The 23,437-nt window shown below is 72.0% G+C and carries 20 protein-coding genes; 10 read left to right on the forward strand and 10 right to left on the reverse strand.

What is annotated here, in order from left to right; all coding sequences use genetic code 11:
- Positions 1-79 precede the first annotated feature (79 nt).
- Positions 80-814 carry a PRC and DUF2382 domain-containing protein gene (locus ACPXCB_RS11455; protein WP_425874660.1) on the forward strand — a complete coding sequence of 245 codons (735 nt, stop codon included), beginning with the start codon at positions 80-82 and terminating at the stop codon, positions 812-814.
- A 60-nt stretch (positions 815-874) separates the two neighbouring features.
- Here the strand turns inward: ACPXCB_RS11455 and ACPXCB_RS11460 are convergent, their stop codons facing one another.
- The 4 genes from ACPXCB_RS11460 to ACPXCB_RS11475 are packed head-to-tail and all read right to left on the reverse strand — an operon-like array spanning position 875 to position 5,259.
- Positions 875-2,080: an ABC transporter ATP-binding protein gene (locus tag ACPXCB_RS11460; RefSeq protein WP_425874662.1), complete on the reverse strand. Its 1,206-nt coding sequence runs from the start codon at positions 2,078-2,080 to the stop codon at positions 875-877.
- Between the two features lie 9 nt (positions 2,081-2,089).
- The gene (locus ACPXCB_RS11465) at positions 2,090-2,923 is read right to left on the reverse strand and encodes a carbohydrate ABC transporter permease (RefSeq protein ID WP_121400801.1); all 834 of its coding nucleotides are present in this window, start codon (positions 2,921-2,923) and stop codon (positions 2,090-2,092) included.
- A gap of 1 nt (position 2,924) precedes the next feature.
- Positions 2,925-3,923, reverse strand: coding sequence for a carbohydrate ABC transporter permease (locus ACPXCB_RS11470; protein WP_425874664.1), 999 nt, complete (start codon positions 3,921-3,923; stop codon positions 2,925-2,927).
- A 46-nt stretch (positions 3,924-3,969) separates the two neighbouring features.
- Positions 3,970-5,259 (reverse strand): ABC transporter substrate-binding protein, encoded by a 1,290-nt coding sequence (locus tag ACPXCB_RS11475; protein WP_425874666.1) that lies wholly within the window; start codon positions 5,257-5,259, stop codon positions 3,970-3,972.
- Between the two features lie 231 nt (positions 5,260-5,490).
- Here ACPXCB_RS11475 and ACPXCB_RS11480 point away from each other — a divergent pair, with 231 nt between their 5' ends.
- Positions 5,491-6,069, forward strand: coding sequence for a DsbA family protein (locus tag ACPXCB_RS11480; protein ID WP_425874668.1), 579 nt, complete (start codon positions 5,491-5,493; stop codon positions 6,067-6,069).
- Here ACPXCB_RS11480 and ACPXCB_RS11485 read toward each other — a convergent pair.
- Entirely contained in the window at positions 6,050-6,520 is a 471-nt protein-coding gene (locus ACPXCB_RS11485) for a hypothetical protein (protein WP_425874670.1), read from the reverse strand. The two genes, ACPXCB_RS11480 and ACPXCB_RS11485, sit on opposite strands and share 20 nt — an antisense overlap.
- 113 nt (positions 6,521-6,633) lie before the next feature.
- Between ACPXCB_RS11485 and ACPXCB_RS11490 the strand changes: the two genes are divergently transcribed.
- From ACPXCB_RS11490 to ACPXCB_RS11500, 3 genes are all read left to right on the forward strand, one after another.
- Positions 6,634-7,065: a hypothetical protein gene (locus ACPXCB_RS11490; RefSeq protein ID WP_425874671.1), complete on the forward strand. Its 432-nt coding sequence runs from the start codon at positions 6,634-6,636 to the stop codon at positions 7,063-7,065.
- A gap of 47 nt (positions 7,066-7,112) precedes the next feature.
- On the forward strand, positions 7,113-7,388 hold the full coding sequence (locus ACPXCB_RS11495) for a hypothetical protein (protein ID WP_311412954.1): 276 nt from the start codon (positions 7,113-7,115) through the stop codon (positions 7,386-7,388).
- 158 nt (positions 7,389-7,546) lie between these two features.
- A complete protein-coding gene (locus ACPXCB_RS11500; RefSeq protein ID WP_425874673.1) occupies positions 7,547-8,302 on the forward strand; it encodes an SDR family NAD(P)-dependent oxidoreductase in 756 nt (251 codons plus the stop codon).
- 151 nt (positions 8,303-8,453) lie between these two features.
- Here ACPXCB_RS11500 and ACPXCB_RS11505 read toward each other — a convergent pair whose 3' ends face one another.
- Positions 8,454-11,363, reverse strand: a complete 2,910-nt coding sequence (locus ACPXCB_RS11505; RefSeq protein ID WP_425874675.1) for an AfsR/SARP family transcriptional regulator — start codon at positions 11,361-11,363, stop codon at positions 8,454-8,456.
- Positions 11,364-11,454: 91 nt separating this feature from the next.
- On the opposite strand from ACPXCB_RS11505, the gene ACPXCB_RS11510 reads away from it, so the two are divergent.
- The 4 genes from ACPXCB_RS11510 (at position 11,455) to ACPXCB_RS11525 (ending at position 15,526) form a co-directional block, all read left to right on the forward strand.
- A complete protein-coding gene (locus ACPXCB_RS11510) occupies positions 11,455-12,180 on the forward strand; it encodes a hypothetical protein (RefSeq protein ID WP_425874677.1) in 726 nt (241 codons plus the stop codon).
- A 21-nt stretch (positions 12,181-12,201) separates the two neighbouring features.
- Entirely contained in the window at positions 12,202-12,840 is a 639-nt protein-coding gene (locus tag ACPXCB_RS11515) for a hypothetical protein (RefSeq protein ID WP_425874679.1), read from the forward strand.
- A gap of 98 nt (positions 12,841-12,938) precedes the next feature.
- On the forward strand, positions 12,939-14,771 hold the full coding sequence (locus tag ACPXCB_RS11520; RefSeq protein WP_425874681.1) for a C39 family peptidase: 1,833 nt from the start codon (positions 12,939-12,941) through the stop codon (positions 14,769-14,771).
- Entirely contained in the window at positions 14,759-15,526 is a 768-nt protein-coding gene (locus ACPXCB_RS11525; RefSeq protein WP_425874682.1) for an SH3 domain-containing protein, read from the forward strand. Before ACPXCB_RS11520 ends, ACPXCB_RS11525 begins: the two co-directional genes overlap by 13 nt.
- A 641-nt stretch (positions 15,527-16,167) precedes the next feature.
- On the opposite strand, the gene ACPXCB_RS11530 is transcribed toward ACPXCB_RS11525, so the two are convergent.
- The 4 genes from ACPXCB_RS11530 to ACPXCB_RS11545 form a co-directional block, all read right to left on the reverse strand.
- Positions 16,168-16,875, reverse strand: coding sequence for an HAD family hydrolase (locus ACPXCB_RS11530; protein ID WP_425874684.1), 708 nt, complete (start codon positions 16,873-16,875; stop codon positions 16,168-16,170).
- A gap of 54 nt (positions 16,876-16,929) precedes the next feature.
- Positions 16,930-17,550 carry a TetR/AcrR family transcriptional regulator gene (locus ACPXCB_RS11535; RefSeq protein ID WP_425874686.1) on the reverse strand — a complete coding sequence of 207 codons (621 nt, stop codon included), beginning with the start codon at positions 17,548-17,550 and terminating at the stop codon, positions 16,930-16,932.
- Positions 17,551-17,777: 227 nt separating this feature from the next.
- Positions 17,778-18,479, reverse strand: coding sequence for a hypothetical protein (locus ACPXCB_RS11540; RefSeq protein WP_425874688.1), 702 nt, complete (start codon positions 18,477-18,479; stop codon positions 17,778-17,780).
- A gap of 223 nt (positions 18,480-18,702) precedes the next feature.
- Positions 18,703-21,411 (reverse strand): MGH1-like glycoside hydrolase domain-containing protein, encoded by a 2,709-nt coding sequence (locus ACPXCB_RS11545; RefSeq protein ID WP_425874690.1) that lies wholly within the window; start codon positions 21,409-21,411, stop codon positions 18,703-18,705.
- 42 nt (positions 21,412-21,453) lie between these two features.
- On the opposite strand from ACPXCB_RS11545, the gene ACPXCB_RS11550 reads away from it, so the two are divergent.
- Entirely contained in the window at positions 21,454-23,400 is a 1,947-nt protein-coding gene (locus tag ACPXCB_RS11550) for an amylo-alpha-1,6-glucosidase (RefSeq protein ID WP_425874692.1), read from the forward strand.
- Positions 23,401-23,437: the final 37 nt, after the last annotated feature.

A 23,437-nucleotide genomic window follows, 5' to 3' on the forward strand; every position in this document is an offset into this window, starting at 1 on the left:
CTATCCGTCGGGTCGTGGACGAATCCGGGCCGCCCGGCCGGGTATCCGGGCCGTGAACCGAGAGGGAGGGATGACGACCATGAGGCTCAACGAACAGCAGGCCAACTCGCTGTACGGGCAGGACGTCAAGGACCGCTCGGGGTCGAAGATCGGGAGTGTGGGCCAGATCTGGGCCGACGCCGCCGGTGAGCCGACCTGGGTCAGTGTGAAGACCGGCCTGATGGGCCACAAGGAGTCGATGGCTCCGCTGGAGAAGGCCCGGATCACCGACAGCGGGCTCACCGTCGACTACGACAAGTCGACCGTGAAGAACGCCCCGGCCGTGGACGCCGGCACCGAACAGCCGCTGGACACGACGCAGATCCAGCAGCTCTACGGCCACTACCGCCTGACGCCGCAGGCGCCGCCGGCCCCCGACCGGGGACGGAAGCCCGCGGCCGGCGAGGACATGATCCGCTCGGAGGAGCGGATGCGGGTCGGCACGGAGAGCCAGCCCGCCGGCACGGCACGGCTGCGCAAGTACGTGGTCACCGAGGACGTGCACACCACCGTGCCGGTGGAGCACGACGAGGTGCACGTGGAGCGGGAGCCCATCGCCGCCCGCGACGCACGCGGCATGCACGCCGACATCGGCGAGGCCGAGCAGGAGATGACCCTGCGGGCCGAGCGGCCGGTGGTCGGCAAGGAGACGGTGCCCGTCGAGCGGGTCCACCTGGCCAAGGACGAGATCGTCGAGGAGCAGCCCATCGACGACCGGATCCGCCGGGAGCGGGTGGACGCGGACATCCCGGAACGCAGCCGGCGACGTCGCTGACCGCTGACACGGCGACGGGCGGGAGGGTCGGTTCGACCCACCCGCCCGTCGCGGCGTACGTCAGTCGGCGAGCGCGCCCGCCGCCCGGCCCTCGTGCAGGGTCAGGTTGCGCCCGTCGGACGGGTCGAACAGGTGGATCTTCTCCAGGTTGAACCAGACGCGCCGGGTCTGTCCCTCCTCGACCGGGGACTCGGCGGACAGCCGGGTCACCAGGCTGGCGCCGCCGCCGCTGAAGTCGGCGCCCGCGTCGGCCGCCAGCTCCTCCAGTTCGGCGGCGCTGGCCCGCTCCCCCTCGACGCTGAAGTAGACGTACTTGTCGGAGCCCATGGACTCGACGATGTCGACCGGCGCCTCGAACTCCGCGCCCCTGCGGCGGGTGTCGTCGTCGATCAGCGCGGCGTCCTCGAAGTGCTCCGGCCGGATGCCGAGGATCAGCTCGCGCGGGGCGTCCGCCCCCTCCAGCTCGCGCCGGATCCGCTCGCCGATCGGCACGTCGCCCAGCGCCGTACGCAGCTTGCCGTCCTCGACGGCGGCGTGCAGGAAGTTCATCGACGGCGAGCCGATGAAGCCGGCGACGAAGAGGTTGCGCGGGTGGTCGTACAGCTCCTGCGGCGGGCCGACCTGCTGCACCGCGCCGCCCCGCATGATCACCACGCGGTCGCCGAGGGTCATCGCCTCGGTCTGGTCGTGGGTCACGTAGACGGTGGTGGTGCCCAGCTTCTTCTGCAGGCGCGACACGACGGTGCGCATCTGCACCCGCAGCTTGGCGTCCAGGTTGGACAGCGGCTCGTCCATCAGAAAGGCCTTGGGCTGCCGGACGATCGCGCGGCCCATCGCGACCCGCTGGCGCTGGCCGCCGGAGAGGTTGGCCGGCTTGCGGTCCAGCAGCGAGGACAGCTCCAGGACCTTCGCCGCCTCGTCGACCTTCCGGTTGATCGTCTCCTTGTCCAGCTTCGCGAGCCGCAGCGGGAACGCCATGTTCTCCCGGACGGTCATGTTCGGGTAGAGGGCGTAGGACTGGAACACCATCGCGATGTCCCGGTCCCGGGGCGCCTTGTCGTTGACCCGCTGGCCGCCGATGCGCAGCTCGCCGGAGCTGATGTCCTCCAGGCCCGCGATCATGTTGAGGGTGGTGGACTTCCCGCAGCCGGACGGGCCGACCAGGATGACGAACTCGCCGTCGGCGATTTCCAGGTCGACGTCGGCCACCGCGACGGTCCCGTCCGGGAACTTCTTGCTCACCTTGTCGAGCACGATGTCAGCCATGAGTACCACCTATCCCTTGACTGCGCCGGAGGTCAGGCCGGAGACGATGCGGCGCTGGAAGAAGAGGACGAACAGGATGATCGGAACGGTGATCACCACGGCGGCGGCGCAGATCGCCCCGGTGGGGTCCTCGAACTGCGACTCGCCGGTGAAGAACGACAGCGCCACCGGCACCGTGCGCGCCCGCTCGGTGGAGGTCAGCGTGATGGCGAAGAGGAAGTCGTTCCAGCAGAAGATGAAGACCAGGATCGCCGTGGTGAACAGTCCGGGCGCGGCGAGCGGGGCGATGACCCGCCGGAACGCCTGGGCCTGCGTGGCGCCGTCCATCTTCGCCGCCTTCTCGAGGTCCCACGGGATCTGCTTGAAGAACGCCGACAGCGTGTAGATCGCCAGCGGCAGCGCGAAGGTGATGTACGGCAGGATCAGGCCCGGCCAGGTGTCGAAGAGGCCGAGCTGCCGCTCGATCTCGAACAGCGGCGACACCAGGGACACCTGCGGGAACATCGCGATCAGCAGGGAGACCCCGACCAGCAGCCGCTTGCCGGGGAAGTCCAGCCGGGAGATCGCGTACGCGGCCATGGCGCCGAGCACGACGGCGATCACGGTGGCGATCAGCGCGATGCCGATCGAGTTGACCAGGGCCCGGACGAACTGGTCGGTCTGGAAGATCGTCCGGTAGTTGTCGAGCGTCCACTCCTGCGGGATGAACTTCCCGTCGGTCAGGGTCGCCGGCGTCTTGAACGACAAAGACATGATCCAGAGCACCGGCACCAGCGCGAAGACGACCACGATGGCGTCCAGCAGGCCCCAGCGCAGCTTGGCCCGGGTGGTGGTGTCAGCCATCTCAACGCCTCTCCCCGTCGTCGCTGCCGGGGGCAGCGGTACCGAACAGCTTCACGAAGACGAAGGCGATGATCGCCACGGTGAGGAAGATCAGCACCGACATCGTCGACCCGATGCCGAGGTTCAGGCCCCGGATCAGGTTGTTGTAGGCGAGCATCGACACCGACGAGGTCTCGTTGCCGCCCGCGGTCAGCACGAAGATGTTGTCGAAGACCCGGAACGCGTCGAGGGTGCGGAACAGCAGCGCGACCAGGATCGCCGGCTTCATCACCGGCAGCATCACCTTGGTGAAGCGCTGCCAGGAGGTGGCGCCGTCGGTGGAGGCGGCCTTGAGCAGGTCCTCCGGCACCAGGGCGAGGCCGGCCATGAGCAGCAGCGCCATGAACGGTGTGGTCTTCCAGATCTCGGCCAGCATGATGATCGCCAGCGAGCTGGCCCGCTCGGTCAGGGGCGCGCCGTCGCTGAACAGGTTGGCCAGGTAGCCCGTGCCCGGCGTCCACGCGTACCGCCAGGAGAAGGCCGCGACGACCGTGACGATGCCGTACGGGATCAGCGCGGCGGTCCGCACGATGCCCCGGCCGACCAGCGTACGGTGCATGATCAGCGCCAGTCCCATGCCGAGCACCAGCTCGACGGCGACGGTGACCACCGTGATCAGCGCGGTGACCCCGAAGGCCGTCCACCAGAACTCGTTGGTCAGCACGGTGGCGTAGTTCTCCAGCCCGACGAACTCGCGCTCGGCGGGGAAGCGCAGGTCGTAACGCTGGAGGGACAGCCAGACCGAGTAGATGATCGGGTACGCGGTCACCAGCACCATGACCAGCGCGGCGGGTGCGCAGAGCAGCCAGCCCAGCCGGCGCTCGGCCTTCTTGTTCTCGCTCAGCGGGGCCTTACGGCCCCGACCGGCGCGCTGGGCCGGCACCTTGGCGTCCCGGCCGGGCCGGGCGGCCGTCTCGTCGGCGGCCACGTCGGCGCCCGCCGGCGTGGCGTTGACGCTCATGCCGCCACCTCCGGGCGGTCGGCGTCGAGTCGCCGGGTGCGCTGGCTCACGGCAGGACCCCCTTCGATTCGAGGGCGTCGGCGATGGCGTCGCGCAGCTCGTCGGCGGTCTGCTCGGGCCGGATCGCCGACGGCGGCGACAGGATCGCCGACATGACGGTGGAGATGCTCTGGTACGCCGGGGTCAGCGGACGGACCGCCGGCTCCTTGAGCTCTTCGAGGATGGTGTCCCGCATCGGGTACGCCTCGGCCATCTCCGGGTCGGCGTAGACCTTCTCGATGGTCGGCGGCACGCCGTCGTTGACCGCGGAGAACTTCTGGTTCTTCTCGCTGCGGATGCAGCGGGCCGCCTCGAAGGACTCCTCGGGGTGCTTCGAGTAGGCGCTGACCGCCATGTTGATCCCGCCGATGGTGACCTTGCTCGGCGTGTTCTCGTTGACGCCCGGGACACGGGCCCAGCCGACCTGCTTCGCCAGCTCCGGGTCGGCCTCCTGCAGCGCCGGGTAGACGAACGGCCAGTTGACCTGGAACGCGCCGTCGCCGGACTGGAACTCCAGCCGGACCGGGTCCTCGGTGGCGTTGCTGAACGACGGCGACGTCACGCCTGACGTGGCGAAGCGCTGGAGCTGCTCCAGCGCCCGCACGGTGCCCTCGTCCATGACGGCCTGCTTGCCGTCGTCGCTGAGGATCTTGCCACCGGCGCTCTCGGCGAGGGTGTTGTAGAGGACGACGAGGCCCTCGTACTGGGCGCCCATGGTGAGGACCTGGTAAGGCTTGCCCTGCTGCTTCAGCTCCTGGGCGGTGGAGATCATCTGGTCCCACGTCTTCGGCGGCTGCGGCACCAGGTCCTTGCGGTACCAGAGCAGCTGGACGTTGGTGTTCTTCGGCGCGCCGTAGAGCTTGTCCTCGTAGCGCGCCGTCTCCAGCGGGCCGGCGAGGGTGCCCTGCTCGACCTCGGCCCGGTCCTGCCCGGTCCACTCCCTGATCCAGTCGGCGCTGGCGAACTCCTGGGTCCAGGTCACGTCGAGGCCGAGGACGTCCATCCCGCTGTCCTGCGCGGCCAACCGGCGGACCATCTGCACCCGCTGGTCGTCGGCCTGCCGGGGCAGCACCCGGAGGACGATCTTGTAGCGCCCCTGGGCCTGCGCGTTGCAGTCGTCGACGACCTTCTGCAGGTTCTGCTCCGGCGGGTAGTACAGGTTGATCGTGGGTGTGCCGCCGTCCCCGTCGGAACCGCAGGCGGCCGCCATCGGTGCCACCAGCGTCAACGCCGCGGCGGCAGCCACCGCGCGCACCCGTGGCCGCCGTCGGCGTCGGGCCTTGTCAGGGTCGCTCATCACCCCTCCCCTCGTGTCGGCCAAGACCGGGGAGAGGCTCCGCGCCCCGGCGCACGGCGAGCCGTTCGGGCCGTCTGACCAGCGGTTGCGTCGCCCGGACGTTTCGTGGCCCCAACACTGCCCGACCTGCGAAGTTGCGAAACCTGACGCTGCCGCGAGGGCTCCGACAGCACCGGCTGTGGCGCGGATCACCGCCGTGCGGGCCGGCCCGGCCGCCCGTAGGCTCGGCCGATGGACGCCACCTTCTTCCTCGACCCCGCCTGCCCGTGGACCTGGCGCACCTCCCGCTGGCTCGTCGCGGTCGCCGACGCCCGGGGCCTGCACATCGAGTGGCGGGCGTTCAGCCTGGCCATCCTCAACTCGGGTCGGGTGCCACCGGAGTTCGCCGACGCGATGACCGCCTCAAGCCGGGCGCTGCGGCTGGTGGAGTCGCTGCGCGCCGAGGGCCGCCACGACGACGTCGCCCGGTTCTACGCCGAGGTCGGCGCCCGTAGCCACGACGCGGGCAACCCGCTGTCGGCGAAGATCGTGGACGCGGCCGTCGAGGCGGCAGGCCTGGGTGCGGCCGCGCCGGCGCTAGACGACGACCGCTGGGACGAGGCGGTACGCGAGTCGCACGCCCTGGCGTACGCCTCGGCCGGCCCGGACATCGGCGCGCCGGTGCTCATGGTCCCGGGCGCCGAGCGGGGCATCCACGGCCCGATCCTGACGGAGGTCCCCGGCACCGACGACGCCCTGACGATCTGGGACTCGCTGCTACCCCTGATCCGGATGCCGGCCTTCCACGAGGTCAAGCGCGCCCGCCACTGACCTGCGGCGTCGCCTTCCCGGGCCGGCGCCGGCTGGTCATCGCGCGCACCAGCAGCACCACCCAGCCGATCGCGGCGAGCACGCCGGCCCCCGCCAGCCCGGAGAAGAGCAGCCAGGTGTCGCCGCCCTGGACCGCGAAGACGCCCCTGTGGGCGCCGGTGTCGCGGGCCGCCACGGTGGTCCCCGAAGTCAGCCGGTCCGGCCCGTCGTAGACGATGACGTCGTGACGCGGCGTCCCGCCCCCGTCCGGGACGAAGTCGCCGTACCAGACGCAGTAGCGGCTGCACTTCTCGTGCAGGGCGGTGAACGTCCCCGCCGTGCCGCCACCGGACCTCGCCTGCCATGCCGGGGCGACGTCGGGTACGCCGAGGCCCAGCCCGAGGAGCGCGAGGAAGGGAAGTCCGGCCCAGAGCAGGACCTTCCTTCCCCAACCAGCCGCTCCACCCGTCACGACCACACCGTAACAAGATCGCCCCACCCCGCCCCGATCGGTGGGTTCTCGCGGGAACCCACGCCACCGCCGGCTGCGTTGGGCAGGATCGTTGCCAACGAGGAGGTGCCGCCGTGCAGGACACCCGCGCTCTCGCCCTGACGTTCGAGGTGGGTGGCCTGCCACCGGTCAGGACCGAGGCGCTGTCCGTCTTCGCCGCCGGGCACCGGCAGGCGACGAGGGTCCGCGCCCTGCTCCAGGCGGCCTGCGAAGCGGCCCAGCGCACCGGCTGGACGCCGCTGTCGGGGCCGATCGAGGTGGACCTCGTGCTGCGCTGCCCGCCCGGGCACCGCACCTCCGACGCCAGCACCCTGCTCGGCGGGGTGTGCGCGGTGCTGCAGGACAAGAAGCGGGTGGCCAGCATCGGCCTGGCCCACCTCGGCGTCCTGGTGGACGTCGCCCTCTACGACGACGACCGGCAGATCCGCCGGCTGTCGTACGCGGAGGAGCCGGCCGAGGACTTCTCGTACCGGGTGCGGGTGGCCGCCGTACCGCACGTGGTTTGACCGACGGCCGCGGTGGGGTACCGCGGACGCCGACGAAGGGAGCGCCGATGTCGGAGCCACATGTCACGCTGGACCCTCGCGGGCTCGATCCCGTGCAGCAGAAGCTGCAGGGCCCGCTGGAGGACCAGCTGACCTCGGCTTTGCAGGCCGCCACGGAACGGGTCAGCGCCAGCTACGCCGGTGAGCCGGTGGAGCAGGTCTGCCAGCGGCTGCTCGACGAGACGCGCTCGGGGCTGCACCCGGACATCGCCGCCGGCTTCAACCCCGACATGGACGAGTTCTGCCGGGTGGCGGTGGCGATCGTGCGCGGCGAGGTCTCCTGAACCATGCGACCGACCGTCGAATACCTGGTCGGGGATCTGCCACGCGGCGCGTTCGACGTGCTCGACGCAGTCGCTGCGTTCGGGCTCGCCCGAGCGGGGAAGCTGATAGGACATAGCGGACGGATAGTTCCGAACTCGATCCGCGGGAAGAGGTCCTCATGGCAGGCCAGCTCAGTGGAAAACGGATTATCGTGACTGGTGGGGCCCAGGGAATCGGAGCGGCGATCGTTGCCGGCTACGTGGCCGAAGGCGCCCGGGTAGCCGCGCTCGACCTGAAGTTCGACGGCTCGGAGTCCGACGCGGGCGACATCATCCGCCGCCGCTGTGACGTGTCGGACCAGCAGTCCGTCAACGCCGTGTTCGACGAAGTCGTCCCGCTGCTGGGCGGCCTGGACGTTCTGGTCAACGTGGCCGGCATCGAACGTGGCGGCCCCTCCGCCGAGATCCCCGACGCCGACTGGGACGCGGTCTTCGCCGTCAACGCCAAGGGCACCCGCAACACCAACTCCGCAGCCTTCACCCACCTGCGGGCCAACGGCGGTGCCATCATCAACTTCGGCTCCCGGTCCGGCATCGTGGGAGTACCGATGCAGGCCGCCTACTCGGCGAGCAAGGCCGCCGTGCACGTGTGGACCCGTGCCGTCGCTCAGGAATGGGCGCCGCACGACATCACCGTCAACGCGGTCGCGCCAGCGATGTGGACGGGCATGTACGACGACTACCGTGATCGCCTGAACGCGGAGGAACTCGCCGAACACGACGCGATGATGGCCACCCAGATTCCCATCGGCGGCAAGCTGGGCGATCCCAGCACCGACCTCGTCCCGCTACTGGTGTTCCTGGCCGGCGACGGCGCCCGCTTCATCAGCGGCCAGTCCTTCCCGGTGGACGGCGGGTGGCTGCACATGCGGTGAGCGCAGCTCGTCGCGAGCTGAACCGCACCGCCGTCCGCTCGCCGCATTCGCGCGTGGGGCTCGGCCACCCCGCCCCCCATGCTTGCGCGCCACACATCGCCGGCCCGCCGCCTCCTGCCGCGAGGCCGACACCCGGCCGGCCAGGTCGTGATCAGCTGGCACCAGCGCGCGAGCGCCCGCGGTGAACCCCCTGGAGCGCGACCTGGGCCCGCAGTTGCGCGCGGATCTCGTCGGCCTCGACGCTGCCCACCTCGGTGAAGAGGGCCAGCGCCAGCCGGAGCTGTTGGATCCCGCGGGCGGCGTCACCGTGCTGGCACCGCATCAGGCCGACTCGGCGCAGTGCCGCCGCCTCTCCGTGCCGGAAGTCGGCCCGGCGCATCGCCTCCACGGCCAGTTCGGCATACCTGATGGCCGGGCCGATCTGGCCGTCGCCGAGGCACGCCTCGGCCAGGGTGCCCATCATGCTGCCCCGGTTGCGTTCGTTCACCGGTACGCCGGCGACGGCCAGGCCGCGCCGCAGGTAGTGCAGCGCGGAGCGGTAGCGCCCGAGCAGGCACTGCACCTCGCCGAGATTGCCCAGCGCGTTGGCCTCGATCTCCGGGGCGGCGCTGCGGCGGGCGAGGCGGGCCGCCGCCCGGCAGAAGCGGATCGACTCCTCGTAGCGGCCGGCCAGGCGGTACGCCATGCCGATGTTGCCCTTCGTCGCGGCGCAGGAGCGGAGGTCGCCGAGCCGCTGGCGCAGCCGCAGGCTGCTCTTGAAGCACTCGGCCGACCGGTCGTACTCGCCGGCCATCCCGTGCAGGACGCCGAGTTGGTTGAGCGCTCGTGCCTGGCCCCCGTCGTCGCCCGCGGCGTGGCTGATCTCCAAACTGCGTCGCAGCAGACGCGTCGCCTCGTCGGTGCGGTGCAGATGGAAGTACGCCACCGCCAGGTCGTGCAGCAGACCGGCCTGCGCCGCCCGGTCGCCCAGCCGCTCCGCCGCGGCGATACCCGCCTGGTCCACGGTGATCCAGTCACCCACGTGACCGCGCATCTCGAAGAACAGGAAGAGACTGTCGGCCAGGTCGACGCCCAGCTGCGCGGTGGCCGACGAGGCTGCCGACTGGACGACGGCCGCCACCAGGTTCGGTCGTTCGGCGGCCAGCCAGTCCAGTGCCGCGTCGGCGTCGGCGAAATGTGACGGGCCGGTGATCGACGGCGCCCGGGTGCCCGGCCGCAGCAGCGCCAACGCGTGGCGGGTCCGCTCCAGGTGGTGCGCGAGCATCCGGTTCACGGCCGCCGTCCGTTGCGGCCCCGGCTCCTCTTCGGCACGCTCGCGGGCGAAGAGTCGGATCAGGTCGTGCATCGCGTACCTGTTCGCCACCGGCTCGTCGAGCAGTCGCGCGTCGACCAGTTCGTCGAGCGCGTCGAGTGCCGGCGGCAGGTCGACGTCGAGCAGCGCGGCGGCCACCGCGCAGGTGACGTCCGGGCCGTCGACCGCGCCGATGAGCCCGAACAGCCGCGTCGCAAGTGGATGCGTCAGGTGCTGGTAGCTGACCAGGAAGCTGGTGCGTACCGCGATGTCGCCCAGGCGCAGCTCGTGCAGCCGGCGGTGCTTGTCGCGCAGGCGGCCGTCGAGCGTCGCCAGCGTCCAGTTCGGCCTGGCTGCCAGGCGCGCGCCCGCGATCCGGATCGCCAGGGGCAGTCCGCCCAGCCGGCGGACCATCCGCACCGCGGTGTCGGCCTCGGCGGTGACCCGGGTGCTGCCGACGAGCCGGCGGAGCAGGTCGACGGCGTCGGCGTCGTCGAGCACGTCGAGTTCCAGGTGGGTGGCGCCGTCGACGTCGGTGAGGCTGCGTCGGGAGGTCACCAGGACGGCGCACCCGTCGTCCGCCGGGATCAGGGGTCGCACCTGACCCGCGTCGTGGGCGTTGTCGAGCACCAGCAGCACCCGCCGGCCGACCAGCAGCGAACGCAGCGTGGCCGACGCCTCGGCCACGTCGACGGGGATCGCCGCCTCGGCGACACCGAGCCCCCGCAGGAGGCGGCCCAGCACGTCCAGGGGCGGCACCGGACACACGCCGGCCGTGGCGCCGCGAAGGTCCACGTAGAGTTGGCCGTCGGGAAAGGCGCCGGCCACCTGGTGTGCCGCCTGCACCGCCAGCGCCGACTTGCCGACCCCGGCCGGGCCGCTGACCACACACAGCGGCATGACGCGTCCGGGCCCGGTGGCCAGCGAGTCACGCAGTGTCGCGAGTGCCCCGTCCCGTCCGACGAGTGTCGGCACGGTGTGCGGCAGCTGCCGGGCAGGCCCACCCGCCGGCCCGGGCGCCTCGGTGTCGGTCGGAGCCGCCTTGCCGGCCAGTTCGCCGAGCCGGTGCAGCACCGGGCCCGGTTCCAGCTTGAGCTCGTCGGCCAACGCGCGACGACAGCGCCGGTAGGCATCGACGGCCTCGCCGCGGCGACCGAGGTGTTGCAGCGTCATGACCTGCTGCTCGGCGAAGCGTTCGTGCAGCGGGTACCGCGCGACGAGTTCGTCGAGCACGGTCAACATGTCATGGTGTCGGCCCAGCTCCAGCCCGAGGTCGACGTACTCCTCGTACGCCGTCAGCCGCTGCCGGTCCAACCACGCGACGTTGACGCCGAAACTGCCCAGGCACGCCACGTCGGCCAGCGGGTCCCCACGCCACAGGTCGAGCGCGGACCGGTAGAGCGTGGCGGCCTTCTCGGTCAGGCCGGACCCCACCGCCGCGCGGCCGGACCCGAGCAGGGCGTCGAACCGGGACACGTCCAGCTCGGCCGGGCCGACGGTGATGCGGTAGCCAGGTGGGTCCGACGCCAGCCGGTCACCCACCAACTGCCGCAGGCGCCACACGTGGAGCTGGACGTTCTTGCGCGCGGTGCGCGGCGGCTCGTCGCCCCAGAGCAGGTCGACGATGTCGTCGACCGGGGTGACCCGGTTGGCGTGCAGCAGCAGCGCGGCGAGCACCGCCCGCTGCCTGGGCGGACCGGCCGGAACCGGCTGGTCATCCGACCAGACCTGCACCGGACCGAGCAGCCCGAAGGTCAGCCGACCACTCATGCCACCGGAGCATAGCGGCTCGTCTATACCAGAAATAGAACGACCGCTGGGAAGCTGCGCCGCACCTCCCATCGGGAAAGGAGTTCCTCCCGTGTCTGATCGAACTGCCGGAGAGCGGCTGCCTGCCTGGGTGCCGGCGATGTGGGTCGCCGTGCTCCTCGCGGCGCTGCTGGTGCCGACGAGCCCCGCCCACGCCTCACACCCCAACCCCGCCTCCACCCGCCACCTGCACAACATGCACTACGCCACGTCCGGATCGTCGGCGGGCGCCAACGACGAGCAGTTCTGCGTCGAGTCCACCGACACGTCCAAGGTCAGCCACAGCGCGGCCCGCGCCTTCGTCAAGCAGACACTGACCGAGATGGGATCCGGCAAGGTCTGGGACGGCCTGGGCAACTGGCGCATCGACCTCTGGGCGACCAACGCCAACTGCAGTTCGTACCCGGCCTCGACGCGCAACACCATCGAGATCGAGGTCCACTACGGCTGGGACTGGAGCGGGCGCTGCGGCGGCTCCGTCGGCTACTACAACTGCGTCGAGCACGACAACCCCGTGTGGGACGCCGCCCAGGGCCACTACGACAGCCAGTGGGCGTACGTCTTCCTGGTCTTCAGCTCCGGCGGACGCCTCGACAACGTGGGGCGGGGCTTCATCAACCACGAGTTCGGGCACGTCTTCGGGCTGACCGACGACAACGGCACCTGCAACCCGCCGAGCCTCATGCACAGCACGGTGGTGGGTTACGGCTGCGGCAACTGGACCAACTGGTATCCGAGCCCGTCCGACTTCCAGTCCGTCCTGAACGTCATGGCCTGACGTTTCCGCAAGGGGGCCACGATGGCACGACTTTCCCTCAGGACCCGTCTGCTGACCACGCTGACGGCCTGTCTCGCGTCGGCCGTCGCGGCCGGAGCGGTCGCGACGGCCGTGCTCGACCGCGACCACGGACACGACCACGGCGACCACGCCCACGTCGACACCACCAACGGGCTGCTCGTCACCAGCCGCTCGTCCCTGCGGATGTGCGTCGAGGCCGGCATGGACGCCGACGGACAGGCCATCCGCGGCGGTCTGCTCGCGGGCCTGGAGCGGGCACGCCAGGACCCGAACTGGACCGGCGCCTACGGCAGGGCGCGCTTCAGCCCGGCGACGGCGCTGACGTTCGGCTGCCCGGCCCCGCACCTTCCGGACCGGGTCGGACGCACCACGGTGGCCGGCCCCGGTCTCACCGACGATCCGAGCCCGTACCGCGTCTGGGTCTACGTCCTCGACGATGCCACGGCCGACCGGGTCCTCGGCGCCGGCCGAGCGGCCGACGTGGCGACCGCCGAACTGATGCGTCAGGCGAACAGCACGTGGCCCGTCTCCACGGCCCTGTTGGTCCGGCGCAGCCACCTGGCGGACCCGACGGCCGTGGCGCTGGCGCTGCGCACCGCGCTGGGTCTCGTCAGGGCGAACCAGGAGCCGGCTCTGTGACCACCGCCCGGCCGGCGCCGACGCCGGCCGGGACCCACCGTCCCGTCCCGCCCGGTCCCGCCCCCGGGGCCGGGCGGTACACCTCCAAGGAGGGGCACATGCAACCACTGCCCTGCCCGGGCCATCCACCACCCCGACGCACACGGCACAGGGCCTCCCGGCCGGCGGTGCTCGCCGGGCTCTGCGCCGCCGCGCTCTGCGCCGCCCTCGCCGGCGTGGCGCCGGCCACCGCCGGGCCCGCCACGGTGACCCCGGTGGCCGGCCCGGCCGCCGCCGGCATCCACACCGTCCGGTCCGACGCCGGCTACCAGGTCCGGATCGACGGTGTCACCCGCGCCACCGTCACGGTCGACGATCCCGGCAATTCGGTACGGACCACGCTGAGCCCGACCGGGCGACACGCCGCGCTGATCCGGGACTTCAACGGCCGGTACGGCGCCGAACTGCTCTCCCTCGACGTCGGCACCGGACGGTTGACCAGGGTCGCTGCCGGACGGATCACCTCCGCCGTCTACACGCCGGACGGCCGGCTCGGCTACGTGCTGGCCGGCGACAGCTCGGGTCAACTGCGGCTGCGCCAGCCCGACGGCGGCGCAGCCGACCGGCCCGTCGCCAGTCTCGACGGCGTCGACGTACAGCTGATCGGCTGGGGGGAGGGCGCCGCCGCGGCGCTGCTCACCCACCGCGCCGTCGGAGAGCCGTCGGGTCCCTCGCTGACCCGGGTCAACCTGGCCACCGGCGGTGCCCGGACCGTACTGGCCGGCGACGCCGCAAAGGGCGTCGTCTACCGGGACATCCGGGTGACCCGGATCGACGGCGCGCAGCGGGTCAGCGCGATCGTCGCGGACCACGTCTACCCGTGCGCCGGCACCTCGTCGAGCCTGCTGCTGGCTGACGAACATGGCACGGCGGTCATCCGTACGGGCGCCACCCGCGACTCCTACCGCGAGGCGGCCTGGAGTCCGGACGGCGACCGGGTCGCCTACACCATCCAGGCGTGCGTCTCGCCGGCGGAGAAGGCGGCCAGCCGCTCCCGGGCGTTGCAGCGGCTCGACGAGCTCAACGGCACGTACGTACGGGACCTCGCCGCGACCACCGCCCAGCGCCTCGTCGAGGGCGTCACCCCGAACTACCGCCTCGACGGCTTCGCCGGCGCGCAGCTGCGCCTCGCCTCCGAGCGGTACGGCATCCAGGTGGTGGACGCGGCACGACCGGTGACCGCGGCGGTGCTCGACGCCACCGCCGCCCCGGCCACCGCCGTCACCACCGCAACCAAGGGGGCGGCCCCGAAGGCTCCGGCGGGCGGGCACGACGTCGGCGGGGACGTCGGCGTCCAGTCCAAGATCGTCGGCTCGACCTTCATCCACCAGTTGTGGGACACCGCCGACAACTTCAACGGCAACTCGGCCTGCGGGCCGACCAGCGCGGTGATGGACCTCGCCGGTTACCAACTCGCCAACCAGAACGGCTACTACGTCAGCACGCCGTCGCGGCACTGGTCGCCGTACGGCCGGTACATCACCCACAGCTACACCGCCTACGGCACCACCTACGACGCCACCGCGCCGGACCCGAACTGGAACTACTTCGCCGGGGCGTACGGCTGGTTGGTGGAGACGCCGTCCCAGGGCACCCTGCACCGCTGGATGGGCGACTACCTGAACCGGCACGTGAGCTACCCCGTCGCCGAGACCGGCAACGTCACCTGGTCGTGGATCAAGTCGAAGATCGACGCAAACCTGATGGTCGTGGTCAGCGGCAACTTCGCCTACGGCCAGTACGGACACATCGGGCTGATCACCGGTTACCTCGACGACGGTCGCGTCTATGTCAACGACCCGTACGGCGCCGGCACGGACGGCACCTGGGACGGCAAGAACACCGTCTACACGCTCGACTACATCCGGGGGTGGTACGCATGGGCCGCATGACCCGTGGGCTGGTCGCACTGGTAGCAATCCTCGGCATCGGGTACGCCGGCGGCCCGGCCGCCGCCGCGGTCCCGGCCGAGCCCGGCGCGAAGGTCCCCGCGGCCCAGGCCGCGTCGAACGCGGACGACGTGGGCATCCAGGCCACCGCCCGGTCGGTACGCTGCGCCGCAGCCGCCCGGGCCGCCGGCTGGACCGGTGAGAACCTGGTCATCTCGGTCGCCGTGTCGCTGGCCGAGTCGCAGTGCGTGGCGGGCGCGCAGGGCTACAACGGCCCGACGTCCGGCTGCCCCAACGGTTCCCTGGACCGGGGCGCCTGGCAGATCAACAACTGCTACCACTCCTGGGTCACCGACGCCTGCGCCTACGAGCTCTACTGCAACGCCCGCGCCGCCCACGACATCTGGGGCTGGTCGGGATGGAGCGCGTGGGCCACCTACACCAACGGCGCCTACCGCAACTACCTCACGGAGGCCCGCGACGGCGTGAACAACCCCGGCGGCGGGGTCTACGGCACGGTGAACACCGGTGGAGATGCCCTGAACGTCCGCTCCGGACCGGGCACCTCGTACGCCCTGGTCGGCACGGTGGCCCACGGCGCAACCGTACGGATCATCTGCCAGGCCCGGGGCACGCGCGTCTGGAGCGACGTCTACCAGTACTGGACGGATATCTGGGACAAGATCGGCGACGGACGGTTCGTCTCCGACGGCTTCGTCCACACGGGCTCGTCGGGCACCGTCGCCCCGAGCTGCTGAACCGGAAACACGATTCCGCGCCCGGGTCGACAGCCCGGGCGCGGACCCGTGTACCAGCTTTGCCGGTGGCCGCCGGGTCGACCGCCAGCCGCTCCGGCCCGGCGAGCGACACCAGCAAGATGCCCGTGCTCGCCGGACCACCGGAATCGGGTGGCGACGCCCACGGCGGTGCTCTGCGACAGGGGGGATTTTCCGCCGTCAGGCGGCGCGACGGAGAGGCGATCCGCCGGGGGTGCCAGGACCGGGGCCGCAACTCCCCGGTCCTGCCCCCAGCCGTCCGGCGTCGTAACGGACGCACCGCGTGAGCGCGTGGGCGTGGCACGCCGCCCACGCCGGGCTCGACGCGGCGAGCCTGCCGCCTGCACTCAGCTCCGTGTGCCCGGCAACCGGACTTCGGCACGCTCCCGGCCCACCCCGAAGGGCCGTGAGCGCCGAATCAGGCTAGGCGTGCCGCCGGGGCCCGGACAAGGACGAGTCGGGGCCGAGGCGGCGTGATTGATGTCAAGGTGAAAAAGCGGCATGTCGACGTAACACGCCCCTCGGGGCCAACGCTGTTTCCCGTCGAGGCGACCATTGTGTCCGGTGCGCCGCCGCGGCTCCCCGGCGGCCCGGCCGCCGCTCCCCGGCGGCCCGGCCGCGGCTCAGAAGTGGCGCAGCAAATCGGGAAACGCGGACAGCCGCAGCACGCCCGGGTCGGCCGGGTCCAGCTCGTCGTGCTCCAGCACCCAGGTGTTGTCGTTGGGGATGAACACGGCGTTCAGCCCGGCGGCGCGGGCCGGCAGGATGTCGGACTTCGGGGAGTTGCCGATCATCCAGGTGACGGCGGGGTCGACGCCGTGCTCCCGGACCAGCCACCGGTAGGTGTCGACGTCCTTCTCCGGCACGATGTGCGCGGCCCGGAAGTGGTGCAGCAGACCGCAGGCGTCGAGCTTGCGCTGCTGCTCCTCGCGTTCGCCCTTGGTCAGCAGCAGCAGGTGGTGCCGGGCGGCCAGGGCGTCCAGCGCCTCGGCCACCCCGGGCATCAACTCCACCTGGTGCGCGACCAGGGCCGCCGCCAGCTCCTCGATCTCGCGCCGCTCCGCCTCGGTCGCGGGCCGCTGTCGCAGCCGTTCCAGGCACTCCCCCAGGCTGCGCAGGAACACCTTGCTGCCGTAGCCGTGCGCGACCGCGTTGGCCCGCTCGATGTCGTCCAGGATGGCCCGGGTCTCGGCCCGGTCGAGGGTCGGATGGTCCAGCCACTCCAGGAAGTCGTCGATCACCCGCTCGAACAGGACGTTGTTCTCCCAGAGCGTGTCGTCGGCGTCGAAGACGAGCACCTGCCCGTCGCGGCGGCGCGTCGCGTTCCCCATGACTCTCCTCCCCGTGCTGGCCGGGGCCACGGTACTGCGGGCCCGTCGGCCCGGTCAGCCAAGTTTCCGCGGGGTCGGCTCGTCCCTGGCGGACGCCGGGGCCTCCGTGCCGGCGAGCAGCCCCGACATGATCATGTCCTCCCGCTGCTGCTGCGTGTCGGGGCGCAGCCGCCCGCCCCGGGTGAGCATGACCGTGCCGTGCAACAGCGCCCAGCCGAGTTCGGCGAGCGTGTCGGGATCCCGGCCGGCAGCCAGCGGGGCCACGCCGGCGCGCAGCTCTGCGAAGGCGGCGCCGGGCGCGCCCGGTCCCGGGTCGCGGCCCAGGGTGAGGTCCGAGGTGTGGGCGAGCATCGCGTCGTAGACCTCGGGATTGGCGTACGCGAAGTCAAGGTAGGCCGCCACCACCGCCGGCCAGTCGCCGTGGCTGGCGGGCGCGGCGCGGGCCGCGGCGAGCGCGGCGGCCAGGTCGGCGAAGCCGCGCAACGCCACGGCGGACATGAGCGCGGCCAGGTCCGGGAAGCGGCGGTAGAGGGCCTCGATGTCGATGCCGGTCCGCTCGGCCAGCCGGCGGTGGGTGGCCGCCGCCCACCCCTCGGCCTCGGCCAGTTCCCGCGCGGCGAGGACGACGCGCTCGGACTCGGCCGGCTCGGCGTCTGCTCCGTCTGCTGTCGGCACTCCGCCGATGCTAGTGAGCGGCACCGACGGTGACGCCCACGCGACGGATTGGCGACTCTGGCGCTGCTCGGCTGAGCCTGAATCCACCGGTACTCGGCTTCGGAGACGTCCGGCCTGGGCAACCTCTTGCGGATTTAGATGCGGCACACAAGGCCCGGGGGCGGCAGCCGGTGTGTGAAGCGGTCCCTGCGGTTGGAGTGCGACGGCGTGTACACCACCTGGCGAGGTCAGGACCGACGGAGGCGTCGCTTACGCCGTTGCCGCCGGGCTCGGCTACGTCCGGTCTCGGAAGTCTCGCGCGGCTGGCGCACCACGACCCGGGGCTTCAGCGGTCGTCCAGCGAGCATGCAGGCCACGGCGGTCATGGTGAAGGCCACGAGCCAGTTGAACACCGCGGAAGGAGCATCGACGTCGTCCGGCAGGCGTGGATCGACCAGGCCCTCCGGGTCCCGTATCACCGTGACCCGCGCGCCGACCTCGCCTTCGGGATTGTGGTTCGCGCCGACCTCCGCGCCCGGCCACGCGCCCAGCTCGCCGGGAATGCGTGTGCCCTCCGGATCCGCCAACGCGTAGTAGAGGTGGCGCCCATTCTCCCTACCCTCGCGTACCTGCGTCACGGTGGCCTCGACCCGCTTGCCACGCGCTTCGAGGACGGCGGTGTAAAAACCCATCGCGCTGGCGAACATGAGCAGCCCGGACAAGAGCCACGCCAGGCACAGCATGCCCATGCGGGGAGGTTGTGCGGGTGCGGTCACGAGCGCCGCCGCCATCAAGGCGAGGCACCACAGGATCGTGCCCGGCAGGGCCGCCACGTCGGCGCGGATCCACGTGGTGGCGACCAGTGCGCCGCCGAGTGCCGACACGACGGTCAACACGCCCAGGTACTCCGCACCGAGCTGATTCACCGGCCGGAAATTGCGAATCGACACGAGCCGGAGCGTAGAGCGCCAGTACAACGCCGCACGGCGCGCGGGACTCGCTTCGCCAGCCGCTGGGTGGCGCGGTTGACTGACGTTGACGGTGAGTTACGAGACCATCGGTCGGCCACGACGGCCCGGCCCACTCCCGGTCCGACTGCCGACCACCACGACCAAGACCAGGGAGCAAGCCGGGCAGACCGGCCCGCTTCGCCAACCACCGGTGGATTCAGGCTCAGCGGCGCAGGGTGAGGATCAGGTCGGCGACCAGGGCCGTCCATCCGGTCTGGTGCCAGGCGCCCAGCCCGGCGCCGTTGTCGCCGTGGAAGTACTCGGGGAAGCAGATCAGGTCCCGCCAGTCCGGGTGGGTCTGGAAGAGCTGGGCGGCGCCGTAGATCGGCCGTCGGCCCCAGTCGTCGCGGGTGAACAGCGAGATCAGCCGTGCGGAGAGGTCGTCGGCGATCTCGTCGAGGGTCCGCTTCACCCCCGACCGCGTCGGGTACTCCACCTGGAGGTCGTCGCCGAAGAAGGCGGCGTAGTCGCGCAGCGCGCTGATCAGCAGGAAGTTGGTCGGCATCCAGATCGGGCCGCGCCAGTTCGAGTTGCCCCCGAACAGGCCGCTGGTCGACTCGGCCGGCTCGTAGCCGACGCTGAACTCCTGGCCGCCGAGGGTCACCGAGAACGGCTTGTCGAGGTGGGCCCGGGACAGCGTGCGCAGGCCGTACTCGGAGAGGAACTCGTCGGTGTCGAGCATCCGGGCGAGCAGCCGGACGATCTGCTCCGGGCCGACCATGGACAGCAGCCGGTGCTGGCGGCCGTCGGGCCCGAGCCGGCGGGCGCCGATGACGTCGGCGTACTCGGGGCGGTTGGCGAGGAACCAGCGCAGCCGGGCGTGCAGCTCGGGCAGCCGGTGCAGGGTGTGGGCGGTGAGCCGGGTCGTCGCGGCCAGGGGCAGCAGGCCGACGACCGAGCGGACCTTCAGGGGCACCTTCGAGCCGTCGGCGAGGCGCAGCACGTCGTAGAAGAACGCGTCCTCGGCGTCCCACAGGCCCTGCTCGTACGCGGCGGCGGCGATGTAGGCGAAGTGCTCGAAGAACTTGGTGGCGGTGTCGACCCAAGTGCGGTCGTGTTCGGCCAGCACGACGGCGATGTCCAACAGGTTCAGCGCGTACATGCCCATCCAGCCGGTGCCGTCGGACTGCTCCAGCACCCCGGCCACCGGCAGCGCCGCCGACCGGTCGAACGGGCCGACGTTGTCCAGCCCGAGGAAGCCGCCCTCGAAGACGTTGTTGCCGCCGGTGTCCTTGCGGTTGACCCACCAGGTGAAGTTGAGCAGCAACTTGTGCATCACCCGGGCCAGGAAGTCGTGGTCCCGGCTGCCGTCGATCTCGAAGACCTTCAGCGCCGCCCACGCGTGCACCGGCGGGTTCACGTCGCCGAACGCCCACTCGTACGCCGGGATCTGGCCGTTGGGGTGCAGGTACCACTCGCGGAGCAGGAGCAGCAGCTGCTCCTTGGCGAAGCCGGGGTCGACCCGCGCGATGCTGACGCAGTGGAAGGCCAGGTCCCAGGCCGCGTACCAGGGGTACTCCCACGGGTCCGGCATGGAGATCACGTCGAAGCTCGTCATGTGCCACCAGGCGCTGTTGCGCCCGTGCCGGCGGCCCGGTGGCGGGGGCGCGGAGCCGGGATCGCCCTCCAGCCAGCGCTTGACGTCGAAGTGGTAGAACTGCTTGCCCCACATGAGCCCGGCGATCGCCTGCCGGGCGATCAGGGTCTCGTCAGGTGTCGCGGCGGCCGGGATGACGCCGGCGAAGAACCGGTTCGCCTCCGCCCGCCGGGCCCACACCACCGCGTCGAAGCCGTCACCCAGGTCCGCCGGCGGGGGCGGGGCGCCGCCGGGCGGTGGGGCGGTACGGGTCAGCCGCAGCCGGATCCGCCGCTGTGCCCCGGCGGGTACCTCCAGCACGTAGTGCAGCGCGCCCTTGGTGCCCTCGCCCGCCGGGTTGACGGTGTCGGCCCCGTCGACCACGTGGTCGTTGATGCCGTCCTTCGGGTAGGCCGAGCGGCCGGGCAGCCCCCAGAGCCGCTCGGCGTTGGTGTCGTTGTCGCAGAGCAGCGGCGTGGGCTCCCCGTCGCCCTCCAGCAGCAACTGACCGAGCACCCGGTGCTCGCCGACGAGCCGCGATCCCTCGCCGACCAGCCGGGGCACCCGGTCACCGCCGGGCAGCCCCCACGCCCAGGTGTTGCGGAACCAGAGGGTGGGCAGCACGTGCAGGGTGGCCGCTTGGTCGCCCCGGTTGGCGACGGTGACGACGACGCACAGGTCCGTCGGGGTGGCCTTGGCGTAGTCGACCGTCACCGCCCAGTACCGGTCGTCGTCGAAGATGCCGGTGTCGACCAGCTCGTACTCGGTGTCGTCCCGGCCGCGCAGCGCGTTCACCGCGACCAGCTCGTCGTACGGGAAGGCGGCCTGCGGGTAGTGGTAGCGCCAGCGCATCCACGAGTGGGTGGGGGTGGAGTCCTCGTACCACCAGTATTCCTTGGCGTCCTCGCCGTGGTTGCCGCCGTCGCCGCCGAGGCCGAACATCCGCTCCTTGAGGATCGGGTCCCTGCCGTTCCACAGGGCGAGGGCGAAGCAGAACGTCTGCCGGTCGTCGCAGACGCCCGCCATGCCGTCCTCGCTCCAGCGGTAGGCTCTGGACCGCGCGTGGTCGTGCGGGAAGTAGTCCCAGGCCGTACCGTGCTCGCTGTAGTCCTCCCGTACCGTCCCCCACGCCCGCTCGGACAGATAGGGACCCCATGCGCGCCAGTCCTGCTCCCCGGCGTCGGCCTGAGCCAGCCGGAGCCGTTCGGGGTCGGGCGCGGAGTCGTCGGGGGGCGGCACGTCGGTGATCACTCGCACATCTTCGACGCCGCCGGGGGACTTCACCACAGGAGCCATTCTCGTCGTGGCGTGTTGCACCCCGCCGCCGGTGGAGGAAAGTTGATCGACATTCGCTTCGGCCCGCAGGTGTGCGGCGACCTGACCGGCGGCGGCGCCGCCCGGGAGTGGCTGGTCACCGACGGTCTCGGCGGCTACGCCACCGGCACGGTGAGCGGGCTGCGCACCCGCCGGTACCACGGGCTGCTCGTGGTGGCCGGCGAGACGCCGGCGTCCCGCCGCGTGGGACTGGTCGGCCTGGACCCGGCCGTGCTGTTCCCCTCCGGCGCCCGGGTGCGCCTGGGCGCGCACGAGTGGGCGTCCGGCGACGTCGACCCGCGCGGCTTCGAGTTGCTGGAGCGCTTCGACCTGACCGACGGCCTGCCCCGGTGGCGCTGGCGCGTCGGCGACGTGGTGATCGAGCGTGAGCTGGCGATGACGTACGGCCGCTCCTGCGTGGCCGTCGTGCACCGGCTCGTCTCCGGCGGGCCGGTGCGGCTCGAACTCGCGGCGGCCTGCACCTGGCGCGACGCGCACGGCGAGCGCCGCGCCGACGGCCCGGCCCCACGGATGGAGCCGGTGCCGGGCGGGGCGGTGGTCGAGGACGCGTTCCGGCTCGCCGGGCCGGACTGGACCCCGCAGGGACAGTGGTGGCTCGGCGCGCACCACCGGGAGGAGGCGGCGCGGGGCCTGAACCCCGACGAGGACCTCTGGTACGCGGGCCGGTTCTCGGGCGAGCTGGAGCGCCCGGGCGACACGGTGTCGGTGCTCGCCTGGGCCGGCGAGCTGGCCGAGGAGCCGCCACCGGCGACCGAGGTGGTCGCGGCGGCCCGGGCCCGCAACCGGCGGGTGGTGGCCGCGGCGAAGCCGGCCGACCCGGTCGAGGCGACGCTCGCGCTGGCCGCCGACGCGTTCGTGGTCCGCACCTGCACCGGGCCCGACGTGGTGGCCGGCTACCCGTGGTTCGGCGCCTGGTCGCGGGACACGATGATCTCCTACGAGGGGCTGTTCCTCTGCACCAACCGGGCCGACGAGGGCCGGGAGCTGCTGCGGGCGTACGCGGCGACGCTGTCGGAGGGGATGCTCGCCAACACCGCCGACACCGGGCGGGTGGAGTACAACACCGTCGACGCGACCCTGTGGTTCCTGCACGCCGTCAGCCGGCACGTCACCGTCACCGGCGACACCGATCTCGGCGACGAGCTGCTGCCCGCGCTGCACGGGGTGGTCGACGCGCACCTCGCCGGCACCCGCTTCGGCATCGCCGTCGACCCGGCCGACGGGCTGCTCACCCAGGGCGGCACCCCGGGCACGGCGCTGACCTGGATGGACGCCCGGGTGTACGGGGTGCCGGTCACCCCGCGTACGGGCAAGCCGGTGGAGGTCAACGCGCTCTGGGTCAACGGGCTGGCCGGCCTGGCCGAGCTGACCGAGCTGGCGGGGCGCGACGCGGGCGAGCTGTGGCGGCTGCACGAGCAGGCCGGCGCCGCGTTCCGGCGCCGGTTCCCGGCCCCGACGGGCTGGCTGCACGACGTGGTGGACGCGCCCGCGCCGGCGTACCCGCTGGGTGGGGCCGCGCAGCACGACGACGACCTGCTGCGCCCCAACCAGCTGCTGGCCTGGTCGCTGCCGTACGCCCCGTTGGAGCCCGACGAGCCCACCGTGCGCCGGGTCGCCGGCGGGCTGCTCACCCCGCTGGGCCCGCGCAGCCTCTCCCCCGACGCGCCCGAGTTCGTCGGGCGGCACCGGGGCGGTCCGGCCGAGCGGGACGGCGCCTACCACCAGGGCACCGTCTGGCCGTGGCTGCTCGGCCCGTACGCCGACGCCGCCCGACGGGCCAAGATGCCGGTCGATGACCTTTTCGTCGGCATCGAGGCCCATCTGACCGAATATGGCCTGGGATCGGTGAGTGAGACGGCCGACGGACTCGCGCCGCACGCCGCCACCGGGTGCCCGTTCCAGGCGTGGTCGGTCGCCGAACTGCTGCGCGCCCGCAGGAACGGCCGGTAGCGCTTTACACGACCGCAACGGCGGCGTCTCCGCTGGT

Origin of the sequence: Micromonospora sp. DT62 (assembly GCF_049847285.1) — a bacterium.
Classification (GTDB): domain Bacteria; phylum Actinomycetota; class Actinomycetes; order Mycobacteriales; family Micromonosporaceae; genus Micromonospora; species Micromonospora reichwaldensis.